Source organism: Enterococcus pingfangensis (genome assembly GCF_005405205.1).
Taxonomy (GTDB): domain Bacteria; phylum Bacillota; class Bacilli; order Lactobacillales; family Enterococcaceae; genus Enterococcus_A; species Enterococcus_A pingfangensis.
In genome coordinates this window covers 1-19,908 of sequence record NZ_BJDP01000010.1, presented here as the reverse complement: position 1 = coordinate 19,908, position 19,908 = coordinate 1, and the positions used below count along the sequence as shown (strand labels likewise).

Here is a 19,908-nt window from a genome sequence, read left to right as displayed (position 1 = left end):
CACAAATCTCCCGTTCACAATACCTTTTATTCCGTGCTCTAAACGAAATTTAATATCTGTCTAAAGTGACCGCTACCATTTTACCAGATAACTGCTTAATAATCCTTAATAATCGCATGAAAAAAGACCACAAGATTCAAAAGAATCTTGTGGTCTAGAGTTTCCATTAATTCAATGGATTGTTCAAAGCGTCTTCGGCTGCCATTTGTGCTTCAATATCAGAGATACTGTAGACATTTTCGCTAGCCACAACAACTTCTTTCGGTTCCATGTTGCGGTAAGTCGCCATACCAGTTCCGGCAGGGATGATCTTACCGATGATAACATTTTCTTTCAATCCAAGTAATGGATCTTTCTTACCGCGGATTGCAGCATCGGTCAAGACACGTGTTGTTTCTTGGAATGATGCGGCAGATAAGAAACTGTTTGTTTCCAATGATGCTTTAGTGATACCAAGCAAGACTGGACGAGAGGTTGCGGGTGTTCCGCCAGCAACCAATGTATTGTAGTTTTGGTCTTTGAAGTCAGCGATATCTAGCAATGTACCTGGCAAGATATCTGTATCGCCTGGGTCCATGACGCGGACTTTACGCAACATTTGACGAACCATTACTTCAATATGTTTGTCGCCGATTTCTACCCCTTGCATCCGGTAAACACGTTGAACTTCACGCAGCAAGTAAGTCTCAACTGAGATAACATCACGCACTTGCAATAAGTGTTTAGGATCGATTGAACCTTCTGTCAAGCGTTCTCCACGATGGATCATATCGCCTTCTGCCACTTTCATCCGAGCGGTGTAAGGAACAGTATACGTACGAGTATCGGTTTCACCTTTGACAGTGACTTCTTTTGATCGTGTTGCAGCATCTTCAGCGATCTCAACAACTTCACCAGTAACTTCAGTAATAACAGCTAAACCTTTAGGATTACGTGCTTCGAAGATTTCTTGGACACGAGGAAGACCTTGTGTGATATCGTCTCCGGCAACCCCACCGGTATGGAATGTACGCATTGTTAATTGAGTACCAGGTTCGCCGATTGATTGAGCGGCGATAGTACCAACTGCTTCACCGACTTCAACGTCGTCGCCAGTTGCCAAGTTGCGGCCGTAACAATGTTTACATACTCCGTGTTTAGTATTACATGTGAAGACTGAGCGGATCGTTAATTTTTCAACGCCAGCATCCATGATTCGTTTAGCATCTGTTTCGCTGATCAGTGCATCGCCAGGTAAAATTACTTCGCCTGTTTCAGGGTGCATTACCGATTTTTGAGTATAGCGTCCAACTAGACGTTCTTCCAATGATTCGATAATTTCGTTTCCTTCACGAATCGCAGAGATTTCTAAACCGCGGTCAGTTCCGCAATCTTCTTCACGTACGATCACATCTTGGGCAACGTCAACTAAACGACGAGTCAAGTAACCTGAATCGGCAGTTTTCAAGGCAGTATCGGTCATCCCTTTACGAGCCCCATGAGTGGAGATAAACATTTCCAAGACAGATAGTCCTTCACGGAAATTAGAGATGATCGGCAATTCCATAATTTGTCCATTCGGAGCGGCCATCAATCCACGCATCCCAGCAAGCTGAGTAAAGTTGGAGATATTACCACGGGCTCCAGAGTCAGACATCATGAAGATTGGATTCTTAGCATCTAAGGATTCCATCAGACGTTGTTGGATATCATCTTTAGCCGCATTCCAAACTGCGATAACACGTTCATAACGTTCGTCATCCGTGATCAAACCACGACGGAATTGTTTCGTAATCGTACCAACTTGTTTGTGGGCGTTATCGATGATCTCTTGTTTTTCAGCCAAGGCCATGATATCAGCGATACCAACAGTCATACCGGCATGAGTCGAATGTTTGTAACCTAAGTCTTTCATTCGGTCAAGCATCATAGATGTATCCGTTACTTTGAAACGTTTAAAGACTTCAGCGATGATATTTCCAAGATTTTTCTTCTTGAATGGTAAAATGATCGCTTGTTCTTTGATCGCTGCAGGAATATCCGCACCTTTTTCGACAAAGTATTTGTCAGGTGTGTGTTGTGTCAAGTTGAAATCAGTCGGTTCGTTCAAGTAAGGGAACTCTTGCGGCATGATCTCGTTGAAAATAATTTTCCCAACAGTCGTGATCAGCATCCGTTCTTTTTGTTCTTCAGTAAATGGTTTGTCACCTAATGTATTAGGATCAACAGCCACACGTGAATGCAAATGAACGTAGCCATTGCGCCATGCTAAGACAGCTTCATTCATGTCACGGAAGATCATTCCTTCGCCTTCGCGGCCTTCTTCTTCCATTGTTAAGTAATAGTTACCTAACACCATATCTTGTGATGGCGTAACGACTGGTTTGCCGTCTTTCGGGTTCAAGATATGTGTTGCAGCTAGCATCAACATCCGAGCTTCTGCTTGAGCTTCTTCGCCTAGTGGTAAATGGACAGCCATTTGGTCACCATCGAAATCGGCATTGTAGGCTTCACACACTAATGGGTGAAGACGGATTGCGCGACCTTCAACTAAGATCGGTTCGAACGCTTGGATACCAAGTCTGTGCAATGTAGGTGCTCGGTTCAGCAATACAGGATGTTCTTTGATAACTTCTTCTAAAACATCCCAGACAACGTCTTCTTGACGTTCGATTTTGCGTTTGGCATTTTTGATATTTGATGCAATCTCACGTTGAACTAATTCTTTCATTACGAAAGGTTTGAACAATTCGATCGCCATTTCTTTTGGCAGACCACATTGATACATTTTCAAGAACGGTCCAACAACGATAACTGAACGCGCAGAATAATCGACCCGTTTACCCAGCAAGTTTTGACGGAAACGACCTTGTTTCCCTTTCAACATGTGAGATAAAGATTTCAATGGACGGTTACCTGGTCCAGTAACTGGACGGCCGCGACGACCATTATCGATCAACGCATCTACCGCTTCTTGCAGCATCCGTTTTTCATTTTGAACAATGATATTTGGTGCGTTCAAGTCTAACAAACGTTTCAAACGATTGTTACGGTTGATCACACGACGGTACAGATCATTCAAGTCACTCGTTGCAAAACGACCGCCTTCTAATTGAACCATCGGACGTAAATCTGGCGGAATGACAGGGATCACATTCATGACCATCCAACCTGGAAGGTTGCCAGAAGAACGGAATGCTTCTAATACGTCTAAACGACGGATTGCACGGGTCCTTTTTTGACCTTGAGCTGTTTTTAATTCTTCTTTTAATTCTGCGGATTCGCCATCTAGATCAACTTTATCTAATAATTGTTTGATCGCTTCGGCACCCATTGCCGCATGGAATTCTTGACCGTATTGATCACGTTTTTCACGGTATTCACGTTCAGTCAATAATTGTTTTTTCTCTAGGCTCGTATTACCTGGATCGATCACGACATAAGATGCAAAGTAGATGATTTCTTCCAACGCACGAGGACTCATGTCTAAGACAAGACCCATTCGAGAAGGAATTCCTTTGAAATACCAAATGTGTGTTACTGGTGCTGCTAATTCGATGTGACCCATCCGTTCGCGACGAACTTTAGAGCGGGTAACTTCTACGCCACAACGGTCACAGACGATTCCTTTATAACGGATCCGTTTGTATTTTCCACAGGCACATTCCCAGTCTTTGGTTGGCCCAAAAATTCTTTCATCGAATAATCCTTCGCGTTCAGGCTTCAATGTACGATAGTTAATGGTTTCCGGTTTTTTTACTTCACCGTATGACCAGCTTCTGATTTTTTCAGGAGAAGCCAAACCTATTTGCATACTTTCGAATTTATTTACATCGATCAAAAGGGTTTCCCTCCATTTCATTTTATCGTAAGTCAGCTAAACATTAGCTGACTTACGTATGGCAAGTGTGACGCTTATAAGTCTTCAGCAGTTTCGATTTCTTGGATCAAATCTGATTTTTGTTCCGCTTTTTCAGCAGCTGCTTTTTCTTCAACTTCTTTTGCAGATTGTTGTTGTTCTGCATATTTTGTCAAAGCGTCAACTGTGATCAAGTCGTCATCATCATCGTCCATGTCTCGCAACTCGATTTCTTTGTCATTAATATCTAAGACTTGCATATCTAAACCAAGAGCTTGCAATTCTTTCACTAATACGCGGAAAGATTCAGGCACGCCTGGTTTTGGAATAGGTTCACCTTTGACGATGGCTTCGTAAGTTTTCACACGACCGACCACATCATCTGATTTGTAAGTCAAGATTTCTTGTAACGTGTAAGCAGCACCGTATGCTTCCAGTGCCCAAACTTCCATTTCCCCGAAACGTTGTCCACCAAATTGAGCTTTACCACCCAATGGTTGTTGCGTAACAAGAGAGTAAGGTCCAATTGAACGAGCATGCAATTTATCATCGACCATGTGGGCCAATTTGATCATGTACATCACGCCGACTGAGATCCGGTTGTCGAATGGTTCACCTGTACGTCCATCGTAAAGAACAGTCTTAGCGTCTGCAGCCATACGAGCTTCACGGACAGTTTCCCAAACATCGCTATCTTGCGCACCATCAAAGACTGGTGTTGCAACATGGATTCCTAATTGACGAGCGGCCATCCCTAAATGCAATTCCAATACTTGTCCAATATTCATCCGTGATGGCACCCCTAAAGGATTCAACATGATGTCAACTGGTGTGCCGTCTGGCAAGAATGGCATATCTTCTTCCGGCATGATACGAGAAACGACCCCTTTATTTCCGTGACGGCCGGCCATTTTATCCCCTTCATGGATTTTACGTTTTTGCACGATGTAGACGCGCACTAACATATTTACACCAGGAGATAATTCGTCGCCTGCTTCACGAGTAAAGATCTTCACGTCATGAACGATCCCGCCGCCGCCATGAGGCACACGTAGAGAGGTATCGCGGACTTCACGCGCTTTTTCACCGAAGATCGCATGCAATAAACGTTCTTCCGCTGATAATTCAGTTACCCCTTTAGGAGTGACTTTACCGACTAATAGGTCGCCATCATGAACTTCAGCACCAATGCGGATGATTCCCATTTCGTCCAAGTTCTTCAATGCGTCTTCCCCAACGTTCGGGATTTCGCGAGTGATTTCTTCAGGTCCTAATTTTGTATCACGTGCTTCTGATTCATATTCTTCAATATGGATCGAAGTATACACATCATCCTTGACCAAACGACGGCTCATGATGATGGCATCTTCATAGTTGTACCCTTCCCAAGTCATGAAGGCTACGACAACGTTTTGACCTAAAGCCAATTCGCCGTTTTCCATAGAAGGTCCGTCAGCTAAAATATCACCGACTTCAACTTTTTCGCCTAATCCAACTAATGGACGTTGGTTGTAGCTAGTCCCTGAGTTAGAACGACGGAATTTTGTAATATCATATTTATCTAATGCGCCATTGTCGCGGCGGACACGAACTTCGTGGGCGTCAACGAATTCAACGACACCATCATTTTTACATAATAAAGCGGCACCTGAGTCATGCGCGGCTTTGTATTCCATACCGGTACCAACCCAAGGAGACTTAGGATTGATCAAAGGCACGGCTTGACGCTGCATGTTCGCTCCCATCAAGGCACGGTTCGAGTCATCGTTTTCCAAGAATGGGATACAAGCAGTAGCGACAGCAACTACTTGTTTAGGAGATACGTCCATGTAGTCGACTTTATCGATCGTAACTTCCAAGTTTTCAGAAGTTGCACGAGCCATAACGACTTCTTCAACGAATGTTCCGTCATCGTTCAATTTGCTGTTTGCTTGAGCAACAACATAATGGTCTTCGATATCAGCAGTTAAGTAATCGATCTTGTCTGTTACTTTACCTGTTGAACGATCGACACGACGATAAGGCGTTTCGATGAAACCGAACTTATTGACTTTGGCATACGAAGCCAAACTGTTGATCAAACCGATGTTAGGCCCTTCAGGCGTTTCAATCGGACACATCCGGCCATAGTGAGAATAGTGAACGTCGCGGACTTCATAGCCGGCACGGTCACGTGTCAAACCACCAGGTCCTAAGGCAGATAGACGACGTTTATGCGTCAACTCCCCTAACGGATTCGTTTGGTCCATGAACTGTGACAATTGAGAAGATCCAAAGAATTCTTTGATGCTGGCAACAACTGGACGAATATTGATCAATTGTTGTGGCGTCAATGTTTCTTGATCTTGGATCGACATACGTTCGCGAACAACACGTTCCATCCGAGCTAAACCGATACGGAATTGGTTTTGCAACAATTCACCGACTGAACGAATACGACGGTTTCCTAAGTGGTCGATATCGTCGACATTGCCGATGTTTTCCATCAAATTCAAGAAATAGCTCATTGAAGCGATGATGTCAGCAGGACGAACAGTCCGGACAGAAGTATCAGGATATGCATTGCCGATCACTGTTACTTCACGTTCTGGATCTTTTGGTGAAAAGACTTTGATCACTTGAACAGTCATTGGATCTGTTACGACAGCATCTTCTGATGGGTAGTAAGTTACAGAATTCAAGCCGTTTTCTAAATGCGCACCAAGTGTTTCTTCCATTACTTGATGAGTAATAACAGTCCCTTTTTCCATAATGATCTCGCCAGTTTCAGGATCAACTAACGTTTCAGCCAACGTCAAGTTCAATAGACGTGTTTTAAGGTCTAATTTTTTATTTACTTTGTAACGACCAACATTTGCTAAGTCGTAACGTTTTGGATCGAAGAAACGAGCGGTCAGCAAGCTACGAGAGCTGTCTGCTGTTTTTGGTTCGCCGGGACGTAGACGTTCATAAACATCTTTCAATCCTTCTTCGGTACGAGAATCGCTTGGATTTTTGTGCAAGTCTTTCTCGATGGTGTTGCGTAATGATTCGCTTTCGCCGAAGATCTCAAAGATCGTATCATCGGAACCAAAACCTAGCGCACGGACTAACGTGGTCAAAGGAATTTTACGAGTACGGTCAATCCGGACATAAGAGATATCTTTTGCGTCTGTTTCCATTTCTAACCATGCGCCACGGTTAGGAATGACTGTTGAACCGAAACCTTCTTTCCCGTTCTTATCCACTTTTCCGTGGAAATAGACGCCGGGAGAACGAACTAATTGGGAAACGATAACCCGTTCAGCTCCGTTGATAATAAACGTTCCTTGTTCCGTCATTAATGGGAAATCGCCAAAGAATACTTCTTGTGATTTGATTTCGCCAGTTTCACGGTTTACTAAGCGTAAAACTACATGTAATGGTGCAGAGTAGTTTGCATCGTGTGCACGTGCTTCTGCCACGGTGTATTTAGGTTCTTTCAATTCATAGTCAACAAATTCAAGTGACAAGTTTCCATTAAAATCTTCAATTGGCAAAATGTCTTCAAACATTTCTTGCAAGCCCTCATCTAGGAACCATTGATAAGAATCTGTTTGAATTTCGATCAAATTCGGTAATTCCAACACTTCACTGATTTGTGCGAAGCTTCTGCGTTCTCGGTGTTTCCCGTATTTCACTACGTGTCCAGCCAAGTTTCTTCACCCCTCTTAAAAGTTTGAAAACCGTTCCGAAGATAAATTACATTTATGTTACAAAAATTAAATTCGTGTAACACCCGACATTTTTTGCGGCTTTTAGGCAAAAAAAAACCAAAAATAGAACGTTCTCTTGAAAATATTCGCGAGCTTCTACTTTTGTTTCCTTATTAAAAGCCGGAACGGACAATATTTCGTTCCTGCCTTTTATCAGTTCAGATAGTTTTAGCAAATTAATATGATACATGACGTCAACATAAAAGTCAATAGCCTCTGCAGTTGCGGGAGCTTTCCGCAAGGTTTTCTTAAAACTTTCAATGAAAATAGTTTATTTTAAATTGATTTACATTCCTGAATATTCTGAATATTCTTCAGTTTATTATTGACATCTCATTTTTCTTACCGTATACTAATGTACATCTTAACAAGTTGGAGGTTGTTCACATGCTGAATCCGAAAAACTCACAACTGAATAACCGCTATTACTTTAGCTATTTTAGATAGGTTTGTATTCATCATGATGGATGCAAACAACCTCAGTGTTTTTTGTATCTATGATGGCTAGAGCATTTCAACGTATCACCGGCCGCATAGAGGAATCTAAGTGGCTGAAATAGCATACTATTTCTGTATTTGCATCACCCACTTAGGATTTCATTCATTCTAAGCGGGTGATTTTTTATTACAAAAGGAGAGAAAATAATGAAAAAAACAGTATTAGCAGGAATTGGATTGGTAAGTTTATTGATGTTAGGTGCTTGCGGCAGTAAAGAAGCAAGTGACGACAGTGTAAAAAAAGTGGGGGTCTTGCAACTTGTTCAACACGCTTCATTAGACAATGCCTATGAAGGCTTCAAAGAAGGTTTGGCTGAAGGCGGCTATAAAGAAGGCGACAACTTAGAGATTGATTACCAAAACGCTCAAAACAATCAAGACAACCTAAAAAGTATGAGTGAAAAATTAGTCAATGATGAACCGGATCTGCTTTTAGGGATCGCAACTCCCGCCGCTCAATCTCTATTGAATGTAACGACGGAAATTCCAATCACGGTTACTGCAGTGACTGATTTAAAAGAAGCCAAACTCGTTAAAAGCGATAAAAAACCTGGCGGAAACGTTACAGGAACCACAGACATGGTGCCGATCGATAAACAAATCGCGCTTCTATTGTCGATCGTTCCAGATGCAAAATCAATCGGGATCATGTACAACGCCGGCGAAGCCAATTCTAAGATCCAAGCTGACCTCGCTGAGAAAGCGCTGAAAAAAGCCGGTGTCGACGTAAAAATTAAAACAGCCAACACAACTAATGACGTTCAGCAAGTAACCGAATCTTTAGCAAACGAAACTGATGGGATCTATGTCCCAACGGATAATACTTTCGCAAGTGCAGCCGCAGTGATCGGCGATGTCGTTAAAGAAAAGAAAATCCCATTAGTCGCAGGTTCAACAGAACAAGTTACTGATGGCGGTCTAGCTACCGTTGGAATCGACTACAAATCATTAGGCAAACAAACGGGCGAAATGGCCGCTAAGATTTTAGATGGCGACGCAAAACCGTCGGATACTCCAGTTGAATCTGCTGACACACTGAAATTAGTCGTCAATGAAGACATGGCGAAAGCTTTAGATATCGATCCAGCCAGCATCAAAGAACCAAAATAAAGGAAGCCGTTGAACGACAGTTCCAGAAAGAAAGAAGGAAGAAGCATGAATATTATCACTTTGTTAGTATCATCGACGTCGCAAGGGATTCTTTGGTCATTGCTCGCAATCGGTGTTTACATGACTTTTCGAATTTTAGATATTGCCGATTTAACCGCTGAAGGGAGTTTCCCTTTAGGCGGTGGGATCGCCGCCGTCGCCATCGTTAATGGAATCCATCCTGCCCTAGCCACTTTATTAGCTTTTGGCGGTGGAATGTTAGCCGGTTTAGTGACCGGGATCTTAAACACAAAATTCAAAATCCCCGCATTGCTAGCCGGAATCATTACGATGACAGGCTTGTACTCCATTACTTCACGTGTAATGGGCGCTCCCAACATCGCGTTGTTGGGAGAAAATACGATCTTTACCACGGCTCAAACGATGGGCTTAAGCAAAAACAATGCAGTGATCCTGATTGGTTTATTGATCACCTTGCTAGTGATCTTTCTGTTAGTCTTGTTTTTCCGCACAGAGATCGGTTTAGCTGTCCGCGCAACAGGAGATAATCCTGATATGAGTGAAGCTAACGGGATTAAAACTGAAAACATGAAACTCTTAGGCTACATGATCTCAAACGGCAGTATCGCTCTTTCCGGTGCCTTACTGGCACAAAACAACGGCTTTGCTGATCTGAATTCCGGTGTCGGAACGATCGTTATCGGCTTGGCTTCGATCATCATCGCAGAAGTGCTGCTTCACAACAAACCGATCTGGGTTCGTTTAGTTACGATCGTGGCCGGGGCAATTATTTACCGTTTCATCTTAGCTTTAGTCTTCGAAATGAATGTTGAACCGACCGATTCAAAACTAGCTTCAGCGATCGTATTAGTCATCTGTTTATCTTTGCCGCAAATTCGGGCGAAATTTACTTTAAAAACAAAAAAGAAAGGGGCGAATTAGATGCAACCAGTTCTAAGAATTAATAACCTTCATCAATATTTCGAACGCGGGACCGTCAATGAAAATCATGTGTTGCGCGGAATCAACCTAAGCTTAGCCCCAGGTGAATTTGTAACGATCATCGGCGGAAACGGCGCCGGCAAATCAACTTTGCTGAACAGCGTTGCCGGTACTTTACCAATCGAAGAAGGCCAAATGTTTCTAAATGAAGAGGAAATCACCAAATACTCCGTTACTAAACGGTCGAAAAGAATCAGTCGTGTCTTCCAAGATCCAAAAATGGGTACCGCCGTCCGTTTGACTGTTGAAGAAAATTTAGCATTAGCACTGAAACGCGGCCATAAACGCGGCTTCTCCCTTGGGGTGAAAAGCAAAGACCGCAGTTTCTTCCAAGAACAATTAGCGATGCTGAATTTGAATTTAGAAAATCGGCTAGATGCAGAGATCGGCCTGCTATCTGGCGGACAACGCCAAGCGATTACCTTGCTGATGGCAACTTTGCAACGACCTGATTTGATTTTATTAGATGAACATACCGCCGCACTTGATCCAAAAACCTCATTGACCGTGATGCAGCTGACTGAGCGCTTGATTCGCGAACAAGAGCTGACGGCCTTCATGGTAACCCACAATATGGAAGATGCTATCCAATACGGCAATCGATTGATCATGCTACATCAAGGACAGATTGCTTTAGACTTGAACCAAGCGGAAAAACAACATTTGACCGTACCGAAATTGATGGAACTCTTCCAACAAAATTCCGGCGTCGAACTGAAAGATGATGCTTTGTTATTAAGCTGATCGATAAATGATCGCTTCCCTTCTTTCTTGACAGGCTGCTTTTATGCAGTCTGTTTTTTTGTTACACTAAGTCTACTGAAGAAATCAAAAAAAGGAGGGACTTGGTTGACCACGAAAGAAAAGATTTTAGCACGCTTAAAAGAAACACAAGAAGTATTGTCCGGTGAAGTCTTGGCGCAAGAACTGGGTGTGTCGCGCACCGCGATCTGGAAAGCGATCAAAGAGCTAGAGAAAAAAGGCTATCACATCCAACATTTAGCTAACGGCTATCGCTACCAACCTTCTGATATTTTAGATGCTAAAGAAATTCAAGACCAGATCCGCTATCCGATCGATGTGAATGTTTTAGAAACTTCTGACTCAACGATGAAAGATGCGCAGTTTGCCGTATTAGCCGGGAAAAAATCCCCGTTGCTGATCGTAGCAGATATGCAAGAAGCTCCTCATGGTCGTTTTGATCGCCCTTTTTTTGCGGCAAAACAGCAAGGAATCTACATGAGTTTATTATTGAAACCTAACGAACAGTTGCACGAACTGCCGCAATACACGATCTTGATGGCGGTAGCGGCGGCTGAAGCGATCGATGAACTTTTGGGTGTCGACAGCCAAATCAAATGGGTGAATGATATTTATTTAAATGGAAAAAAAGTCGCTGGGATTTTATCAGAAGCGATGACGGATGTTGAAAGCAATTCGCTGAAATATATCATTATCGGCTTGGGGATCAATTTTTCGATTCCACAGGAAGATTATCCACCAGAACTGCAAGAAAAAGCGACCTCGCTCTTTTCTGCTGGTCGAGCAACCACTACCCGCAATCAATTGATCATCACTATTTGGAATCGTTTCTTTGACTTGTTGACGAAGCAGACAGACTTTCTTGCTTCTTATCGTAAAAAGTCATTCGTATTAGGAAAAAAAATCACCTTTAAACGTAAAGATCGTTCCTACTTAGGAACTGCTGTTGCAATCGCAGATACAGGTGAATTAATAGTCGATCTAGGCACTGAACAGATCGCTCTTTCTTCTGGCGAGATCAGTTTAAGTTCGATCCAATAAAAAAGCGATGTGCCGCGGCACATCGCTTTTTTTGGTACTATAATTTCTAAGACTGATAGGAAAATATTCTATCGGTCCTATTGGGCAAAGAGCCGTTTTTTTTAGCGCATGGTTACAAATTCTTCACTGCCTGTCGGATGGATCGCAACGGTATCATCAAAATCTTTCTTCGTCGCGCCCATTTTGATCGCTACAGCAAAACCTTGTAGCATTTCATCAACACCGACACCAATCGCATGCAGACCGATGATTTTTTCATCTTCTCCGAGACAAACTAATTTCATATCACATTTTTGCCGGTAATCGCTTAAGGCGAAATACATTGGCGTAAAACGTGAGTGATAAATTTTGATCTGATCTTTGCCATGGCGTTCGATTGCAGCTTCTTCGGACAAACCGATCGTCGCGATCGTTGGATGAGTAAAGATCACTGTCGGAACATTTTCATAATCTAAAAATTCTTCGGATTTGCCATTAAAGACCCGCTCTGACAATCGGCGCCCTGCTGCGATCGCAACGGGGGTCAAATCAAGTTTGCCGATAACATCACCCACCGCGTAAATTCCTTCACTTGTTGTATTTTGGTATTTATCGACGATCACAAAACCTTTCTCGTTCAACGTCACCGACGTATTTTCCAAGCCTAGTTTATTTGTGTTCGGTAGACGACCGCCGGCAAACAAAACTTTATCGCCGGTCAATGAATTGCCGTTTTCAAAATAGACCGTATACGTTCCATCCGTATTTTGTTTGATTTCTTTTGCGACATGATGGTCATAAAGTTTCATCTTATTTTCGCGATAGATCTCAACCAAATTATCCGCCAGCATGTTATCAAACGTTCGTAACGGACGGCTGTGACGAAAAGCCCAGTGGACTTGTGTTCCCATTCCTTGCAAGACACCGCTTAACTCTGCCGCGATATAGCCGGCACCTAAGACGACCACTTCTTTTGGTTGCTCGGTTAATTCAAAGAACCCATTCGAATCGATCGCAAATTCGCTGCCAGAAATATTCATTTGGCTTGGCCGACCGCCAGTTGCGATCAAAATATGCGGTGCGGTATACTCTTCACCGTTCACACTAACCACATGATCAGACTTAAACGTCGCATAGCCTTCTAGCCGCTCGACATGATTGCTGTCTAGCCCACGATAATAAGCGCTATGTAAAAAGTCGATATATTTTTCGCGGCGAGTAACTAACCCTTTGAAATCAAACGTTTCGATGTCTGCTTGAACACCATAACTAGGTGCGTCACGCTCGATCATTTCCAGCATACTGCTGGCTTGCCACATCACCTTTTTAGGTACACAGCCAACATTGACGCACGTCCCGCCGATTTTATTGCCTTCGATCAATAACACTTTTGCGCCATACATCCCCGCACGGTTAGCCGAAGCGATTCCGCCGCTTCCACCGCCAACGACGATATAATCATATTCTTTCATTTAATTTCCTCCTATTTGTCACGCAGCTGATCAAACCCAGCTCACAAAAAAATCGAAACCAGATTTATTGATCGACCACGTCAAACTTACGTTCATTTTAATACAATTTACTAAAAAAGCACCGTTATTTGCCCAGCCTTTTTTGCAGCGTCATTTTTTACACACTATTTTCTGACGACTGAACTCAATAGATTTATAGAAAAACAGATTCCAAGCTCAAAAACTTGGAACCTGCTTTAACTATCAAACTGAAAAATCTTTAATCTTTTTTCTTTCGGATCATATCACCGGGTTTGACTGGTTGAGCGACTGGCATTGTTACGATCATCATAGGATTTGGTGCGCGATCGATCGATTCTCCTTCGTCGTTTTTCAACTCAGTGACCGTCTGTTCAAAGTGATGGAAATTCGGGCCATAAAACTCGATCTCATCGCCTACTTTAAAATGATTCCGTTGACGAACCGTTGCGATTTTGCTTGTTTCATCGTAACTCAAGACTTCGCCGATAAACTTGTAAATCGGGATCTTCCGCCGTGGACCAAATAATTGTTCATTTTCAGTCGGCACTTGGTAATAGAACCCAGTCGCCAATTCACGTTGCGCAACTTTCCATAATTCGTCGATCCATTCTTGTTTGCAGACATAATTGTCTGGATCTGCGATATAACTGTCCACAGCTGCTTTGTACACATTCGATACAGTCGACACATAGTGGATAGATTTCATCCGACCTTCGATTTTCAAGCTGTCCACGCCATTTTCGATCAAGTCAGGAATATGTTCAATCATCGACATATCGACAGCGCTCATCGAGAACTCTTCCGTCACGTCTCCATTTTCTGTCATTGAACGATGTTCTTGAGCAAAAGGCATATCGAACAATTCATACTTCCAGCGGCATGATTGCGAACAACCGCCGCGGTTCGCGTCCCGCATCGACATGTGATTTGATAAAGTACAACGACCTGAATAAGAAATACACATCGCGCCATGAATAAAGGCTTCAATTTGAACGTCAGTCTTGCTGCGAATCTCTGCTAATTCTTCCATCGAAACTTCGCGGGCTAAAACAACTCGTTCTAAACCTTCTTCTTTCCAGAAGTTCAATGTCTCCGCGTTGGTCGCTGATGCTTGCGTAGACAAATGGATCTCTAACCCAGGTGCTTCAGTGGCACAGATCTCGATCAACGCCGGATCAGAGACGATCACCGCTGAGATCCCGATATCGCGTAGTTTTTGGAAAAATTCACCGGCGCCTTTTTCGTTGCCTTCGTGTGTCACCATGTTAGCCGCCACGTAGACTTTCGCACCGTATTTTTTAGCAAACAGCACGCCTTCTTCCATTTCTTCAAATGAAAAATTTCCCGCCCGCGAGCGCAAACCGTAAGCGTCCCCACCGATATATACTGCATCCGCGCCATAATGGATCGCGGTTTTTAATTTTTCTAAGGTCCCGGCTGGCGCTAAAACTTCCGGCCGTTTCAATTTTCTCTCTGTCATGTTGCCATTACCCCTATTTAATCGCTGTTGGGTCTAAATGATAAAAACCAGTATCCATTCCTCGACCAACAGGATGATATTTTTGAATTTCTTGTTGTGCATTGACTGCCGCTGATTCATCCCAAGTATTTGTTTCGATCGCTGCTTTGGCTGAAGCAAAAATTTTAGCGATCGCAACAAAATCTGCCCCAGGCGTAAACAAACCATCTAATTTCCACGTTTGATACCCTGTTTGACTCAATTCCAGCAATTCTTTGATCAAATTCAGATCGTTATCGGCAAAAATATGTGTGCCATGCTGATCTTCGTAGATCGAATAATGAGTCTCTGCCTTTTTAGGTTCTGAAATAAACAAGCCCCGCTCTTTTGTCGCACTTTCTGTCTGCTTCGTATAATTGAAGTAATTATCCAGCAGCGGTCTTTTCGATTGATGGATGCACGTCGCTCCATAAACCAATACTTCTACCGGTACAGTGACGTGCTGATTCAAGCTTTGCATTTCTTCAAAAGGAACTTCGCGGGCTAAGACGGCCCCAACGGCTCCTTTTTTCTGCCAAAAATTGATTTGTCGCGCATTTGTCACTAATGTTTCCGCATCATAAATATAAGGCAGCTCATATTTTTGCAATAAATAGATCACTCCCGTATCACCGACAACTAGCTGATCAGGCTTGACTTCGGCAAGAAATGCCAAATATTCTGGAACCAGCTTCATTTTGTCGGGATGCATAATACCATTTACAGCGATATTCACTTTTTTTCCTTGCGCATGCGCCATTTCAATCAACGCTTGCTGTTCTTCACGGGAAAAAGAATGCGGCAACCGCAAACCAAATGTCTCTTCTCCAATATATAATGTATCCACGCCGGCAGCTAACAATTCTTCGGCTTGTGTCATCGATTCCGCCGTCGCAATTAATTCGATCATCGTGTATCCTCCTAGTTCCGATCGGTAAATTCATTTTCCTGAGAAAATAAGATTGAAATTCACCGTCCATACCCACTTGCCAGCAATAGTTACAATCACTTCTTTTCTGACTCAACAATTGCTGAACTTGCCTAAAAAAACCATTCACTCAGCCTTCCTTAGACTTTTTTATACTATCACAGCTTTGAAAAGTTTCCAACTAGCGCTAAAAGAAAAAAGAGGTTGTGACAAGAGTCTTGTCACAACCTCAATAGAATTAAACTTTTTCCGGTATTTTTTCTTCTTTAGAATTTTTTACCGTCAGTGTAATCTTACCTTTGCTGGCGCCAATCGTCACGGCGTCGCCCAATTGAATTTGACCTGATAACAATGCTTCAGCGAGCCGATCTTCAATTTCTTTTTGTAGTGCCCGGCGAATGGGGCGTGCGCCATATTCAGGATCAAATCCGACTTTTCCGATCACATCGTAAGCTGCTGCTGTGATCTTCACTTTGATCTCGTGTTCTTTCATGCGATCTAAAACCGAACGACTCATGATTTTCACGATTTCATGGATTTGTTCTTGATCCAATGATTTAAAGACTACTGTTTCATCGATCCGGTTAAGGAATTCGGGACGAAATGCCGTTTTCAATATTTCCAAGATACGTTTTTCCATTGCTTGATGATCTTTGGTAATATCTTTTACGTTGAATCCAACATTTTTTTCTTCGCGAATCTCAGTCGCTCCAATATTTGAAGTCATAATCAAGATCGTATTGCGGAAATCAACTTTCCGCCCTTTTGAATCAGTCAAATGACCATCATCCAAAACTTGCAATAAAATATTGAAGACATCTGGATGGGCTTTTTCTACTTCGTCTAACAAAATTACTGAGTAAGGTTTTTGACGAATTTTCTCTGTCAATTGTCCGCCTTCTTCATACCCAACATAACCTGGAGGTGAACCGATCAACCGACTGGTACTGTATTTTTCCATAAATTCAGACATATCCACTCGGATCAACGCTTCTTCACTGCCAAACATTGCTTCGGCCAGCGCTTTGGCCAGCTCGGTCTTTCCGACACCAGTTGGACCTAAGAACATAAAGGAACCGATTGGACGATTAGGATCTTTCAACCCGCTGCGGGCCCGGCGAATCGCACGAGAGATCGCTTTGACAGCATCTTCTTGTCCTACTACACGTTTATGCAAAACATTTTCTAAATCTAATAAACGTTGACTTTCTTTTTTCTCTAATTGCTGCAACGGCACACCTGTCCATTGTGATACAACTGCCGCCACATCTTCGTCAGTTACTTGATCAATATACCCATTTTCTTGTTTAGCTGCTTTGATTTTTGCTTGTTCTAACGTTTCCGCTAATTGTTTTTCCCGCAAACGTAAACGAGCTGCTGATTCAAAATCTTGATTTTGGATCGCTTTTTCTTTTTCAGCCACTAACTCTTGAACTTCTTCTTCCAACTCCGTCAATTCTGATACTTCATCAGTCGAATCTAAGCGGACTTTTGCAGAAGATTCATCCATCAAATCGATTGCTTTATCTGGCAGCTGGCGTGAATTGATGTAGCGCACGGATAAAGAGACGGCCGCATGCAGCGCTTCGTCAGTGATCTCAACGCCATGATGTTCTTCATACCGGGGACGCAAACCTTTTAAGATTTCTTCGGCTTCTTCCGGTGTTGGTTCTTCCACTTGTACACGGGCAAAGCGGCGTTCTAAAGCAGAATCTTTTTCGATATATTTTTGATATTCATCGAGTGTTGTCGCACCAATCGTCTGTAATTCGCCGCGCGCCAATGCCGGTTTCAAAATATTTGATGCATCGATCGCACCTTCAGCACCACCCGCACCAATCAACGTATGCAATTCATCAATAAATAAAATGATTTGGCCATCATGATAGATTTCATCAATCACTTTCTTCAACCGATCTTCAAACTCGCCGCGATATTTCGTACCGGCTACTAAAGCGCCCATATCCAACATCATCAACCGTTTTCCCCGCATGTCTTCAGGGACATCACCGGAAATAATTCGTTGAGCCAGACCTTCAACGATCGCTGTTTTACCAACACCCGGTTCTCCGACCAATACAGGATTATTTTTTGTCCGACGGCTCAAAATTTGAACTACACGCCGTACTTCACCATCACGGCCAACTACTGGATCCAAACGTTTTTCACGCGCTAGTTTTGTCAGGTCACGAGCCAATCCATCTAACGTCGGTGTTCCTTGTGAATTATTTTGGACTGGTTTTATCGGTGTCTTCCGTCGATTACCGGCTCCTTGATTTCCATTAGAAGCTTCATTCACACCCATTTTTTTTAATAAAAGCTGACGCATTTTAGGTAAGCTTAAACCTAAATTCACCAAAATATGAGAAGCCAAAATTTCATCATCACGTAAAAGACCTAATAAGATGTGTTCCGTTCCAACTAATTTTGCATTAAAGCGTTTCGCTTCATCATCAGCAAAAATCAAAATTTGTTTAGCTCTCGGAGAATAAGGCAAATAACTGCCTTCAGGATAGGATTTAACTGACCCGTAGCCCGTCATATGTTCGATCTCTTCACGAATATCATTTTCGTTTGAACTCATCTGACGTAATGTTTTACCTGCGATTCCTTGTTGTTCGATCACTAACGCTAACAATAAATGCTCAGAACCAACCGAGCGATGTTTAAAATACTTAGCTTCTTGTTGCGCAATTGTTAATACTGCTTTTGCACGTTCTGTATACAGCTGATCCATATCCTCACTCCTTTTTCTCATAACTTAAACGTTCTAAAAATCCATGAAGAATTCGGGAACGCAGCCTATTTTCAATTTGACTAATACCTAAAACATTCTTTGATACGGCACTCAACATCAAATTGCCTTCATTTTCGGTAATAATCTCTTCTTCAAATAACTTTTGAATAATTCCAAAAGCATTCACTTCAGAAATCTCGCTACCAAAAGAATCCATTAATTGTTCCAAAAAATAATGTTGATCAGAAATCTTAACTTTACTTATTCGAATATAGCCGCCGCCACCTCGTTTGCTCTCAACTAAATAACCACGTTGAAAAGTAAAACGCGTATTGATCACATAATTTATCTGAGAAGGCACACAATTAAATAACTGAGCCATCTCAGCTCTGCGAATTTCGATTATTTCGCTGTTCTCTAAAATATCTTTCAAGTAAGATTCGATCAGATCAGAGGTATTTCTGCCCATAATATTGTCTCCTATTGACTATTCCTGACCATAATTATAGCGAATTTGCAGCACGAAATAAAGAAGAACGCCTTTTTTAATAAATTAAGATAAAAAAAAAGAAGGTTTTCACCTTCTTTTTGATCGGGAAGACAGGATTCGAACCTGCGACACCTTGGTCCCAAACCAAGTACTCTACCAAGCTGAGCTACTTCCCGGAAAATAAAAAAAACTATGCACCCGAGAGGACTCGAACCTCTAACCCCTTGATTCGTAGTCAAGTACTCTATCCAATTGAGCTACGGGTGCGTATTCTTTTTTAATGCCGAGGACCGGAATCGAACCGGTACGGTGATCACTCACCGCAGGATTTTAAGTCCTGTGCGTCTGCCAGTTCCGCCACCCCGGCGCTTTCCCCTGGTCTTCAGGAAAGCGGAAAACGGGGTTCGAACCCGCGACCCCCACCTTGGCAAGGTGGTGCTCTACCACTGAGCTATTTCCGCATGATGCCGGCTAAAGGATTTGAACCCTCGACCCTCTGATTACAAATCAGATGCTCTACCAACTGAGCTAAGCCGGCAACTACAAAAAAATACAATGCGGGTGAAGGGACTTGAACCCCCACGCCGTAAGGCGCTAGATCCTAAATCTAGTGCGTCTGCCAATTCCGCCACACCCGCATATTCTTATGAGCCGTACTGGGCTCGAACCAGTGACCCTCTGATTAAAAGTCAGATGCTCTACCAACTGAGCTAACGGCTCAAATGGGGGTTAACGGGTTCGAACCGCTGACCCTCTGCTTGTAAGGCAGATGCTCTCCCAGCTGAGCTAAACCCCCAT

The 19,908-nt window shown here is 42.8% G+C and carries 11 protein-coding genes and 8 tRNA genes; 4 read left to right on the top strand and 15 right to left on the bottom strand.

Annotation, left to right across the window (positions count from 1 at the left end):
• Nucleotides 1-166 precede the first annotated feature (166 nt).
• Nucleotides 167-3,820 (bottom strand): DNA-directed RNA polymerase subunit beta', encoded by a 3,654-nt coding sequence (rpoC, locus tag FFM63_RS07230; RefSeq protein ID WP_137609639.1) that lies wholly within the window; start codon nt 3,818-3,820, stop codon nt 167-169.
• Between the two features lie 74 nt (nt 3,821-3,894).
• Entirely contained in the window at nt 3,895-7,512 is a 3,618-nt protein-coding gene (gene rpoB, locus FFM63_RS07225) for a DNA-directed RNA polymerase subunit beta (protein WP_137609638.1), read from the bottom strand.
• 705 nt (nt 7,513-8,217) lie between these two features.
• On the opposite strand from rpoB, the gene FFM63_RS07215 reads away from it, so the two are divergent.
• The 4 genes from FFM63_RS07215 (at nt 8,218) to FFM63_RS07200 (ending at nt 11,985) form a co-directional block, all read left to right on the top strand.
• Nucleotides 8,218-9,180 carry an ABC transporter substrate-binding protein gene (locus FFM63_RS07215; RefSeq protein WP_137609637.1) on the top strand — a complete coding sequence of 321 codons (963 nt, stop codon included), beginning with the start codon at nt 8,218-8,220 and terminating at the stop codon, nt 9,178-9,180.
• A gap of 45 nt (nt 9,181-9,225) precedes the next feature.
• Nucleotides 9,226-10,122, top strand: coding sequence for an ABC transporter permease (locus tag FFM63_RS07210; RefSeq protein WP_137609636.1), 897 nt, complete (start codon nt 9,226-9,228; stop codon nt 10,120-10,122).
• Complete coding sequence (locus tag FFM63_RS07205; RefSeq protein WP_137604455.1) at nt 10,123-10,926, top strand: ABC transporter ATP-binding protein; 804 nt, start codon at nt 10,123-10,125, stop codon at nt 10,924-10,926.
• A gap of 105 nt (nt 10,927-11,031) precedes the next feature.
• Nucleotides 11,032-11,985 (top strand): biotin--[acetyl-CoA-carboxylase] ligase, encoded by a 954-nt coding sequence (locus tag FFM63_RS07200; protein ID WP_137609635.1) that lies wholly within the window; start codon nt 11,032-11,034, stop codon nt 11,983-11,985.
• Nucleotides 11,986-12,086: 101 nt separating this feature from the next.
• On the opposite strand, the gene gor is transcribed toward FFM63_RS07200, so the two are convergent.
• The 13 genes from gor to FFM63_RS07135 all read right to left on the bottom strand — a co-directional run bounded on the left by gor (nt 12,087) and on the right by FFM63_RS07135 (nt 19,906).
• Complete coding sequence (gor, locus tag FFM63_RS07195) at nt 12,087-13,436, bottom strand: glutathione-disulfide reductase (protein ID WP_137609634.1); 1,350 nt, start codon at nt 13,434-13,436, stop codon at nt 12,087-12,089.
• A gap of 259 nt (nt 13,437-13,695) precedes the next feature.
• Complete coding sequence (locus tag FFM63_RS07190; RefSeq protein ID WP_137609633.1) at nt 13,696-14,937, bottom strand: peptidase U32 family protein; 1,242 nt, start codon at nt 14,935-14,937, stop codon at nt 13,696-13,698.
• Between the two features lie 13 nt (nt 14,938-14,950).
• A complete protein-coding gene (locus FFM63_RS07185) occupies nt 14,951-15,865 on the bottom strand; it encodes a peptidase U32 family protein (protein ID WP_137609632.1) in 915 nt (304 codons plus the stop codon).
• Nucleotides 15,866-16,121: 256 nt separating this feature from the next.
• A complete protein-coding gene (locus FFM63_RS07180) occupies nt 16,122-18,620 on the bottom strand; it encodes an ATP-dependent Clp protease ATP-binding subunit (protein WP_137609631.1) in 2,499 nt (832 codons plus the stop codon).
• 4 nt (nt 18,621-18,624) lie between these two features.
• Entirely contained in the window at nt 18,625-19,089 is a 465-nt protein-coding gene (locus tag FFM63_RS07175) for a CtsR family transcriptional regulator (protein WP_137609630.1), read from the bottom strand.
• Nucleotides 19,090-19,212: 123 nt separating this feature from the next.
• Nucleotides 19,213-19,286: transfer RNA gene (locus tag FFM63_RS07170), tRNA-Pro, on the bottom strand.
• Between the two features lie 17 nt (nt 19,287-19,303).
• Nucleotides 19,304-19,377: transfer RNA gene (locus FFM63_RS07165), tRNA-Arg, on the bottom strand.
• A 14-nt stretch (nt 19,378-19,391) separates the two neighbouring features.
• Nucleotides 19,392-19,477 (bottom strand) — tRNA-Leu (locus tag FFM63_RS07160).
• Nucleotides 19,478-19,499: 22 nt separating this feature from the next.
• A tRNA-Gly gene (locus FFM63_RS07155) sits at nt 19,500-19,571 on the bottom strand.
• A gap of 4 nt (nt 19,572-19,575) precedes the next feature.
• A tRNA-Thr gene (locus tag FFM63_RS07150) sits at nt 19,576-19,648 on the bottom strand.
• Between the two features lie 18 nt (nt 19,649-19,666).
• Nucleotides 19,667-19,748: transfer RNA gene (locus FFM63_RS07145), tRNA-Leu, on the bottom strand.
• 9 nt (nt 19,749-19,757) lie between these two features.
• Nucleotides 19,758-19,830 (bottom strand) — tRNA-Lys (locus FFM63_RS07140).
• A 3-nt stretch (nt 19,831-19,833) separates the two neighbouring features.
• Nucleotides 19,834-19,906: transfer RNA gene (locus tag FFM63_RS07135), tRNA-Val, on the bottom strand.
• Nucleotides 19,907-19,908 lie beyond the last annotated feature (2 nt).

What these genes read in the sequence shown, in the direction of transcription:
- FFM63_RS07190 (WP_137609633.1), bottom strand. Translation starts at nt 14,937, where the DNA reads ATGACAGAGAGAAAATTGAAACGGCCGGAAGTTTTAGCGCCAGCCGGG.
- FFM63_RS07210 (WP_137609636.1), top strand. Translation starts at nt 9,226, where the DNA reads ATGAATATTATCACTTTGTTAGTATCATCGACGTCGCAAGGGATTCTT.
- FFM63_RS07180 (WP_137609631.1), bottom strand. Translation starts at nt 18,620, where the DNA reads ATGGATCAGCTGTATACAGAACGTGCAAAAGCAGTATTAACAATTGCG.
- FFM63_RS07185 (WP_137609632.1), bottom strand. Translation starts at nt 15,865, where the DNA reads ATGATCGAATTAATTGCGACGGCGGAATCGATGACACAAGCCGAAGAA.
- FFM63_RS07205 (WP_137604455.1), top strand. Translation starts at nt 10,123, where the DNA reads ATGCAACCAGTTCTAAGAATTAATAACCTTCATCAATATTTCGAACGC.
- gor (WP_137609634.1), bottom strand. Translation starts at nt 13,436, where the DNA reads ATGAAAGAATATGATTATATCGTCGTTGGCGGTGGAAGCGGCGGAATC.
- FFM63_RS07215 (WP_137609637.1), top strand. Translation starts at nt 8,218, where the DNA reads ATGAAAAAAACAGTATTAGCAGGAATTGGATTGGTAAGTTTATTGATG.
- FFM63_RS07175 (WP_137609630.1), bottom strand. Translation starts at nt 19,089, where the DNA reads ATGGGCAGAAATACCTCTGATCTGATCGAATCTTACTTGAAAGATATT.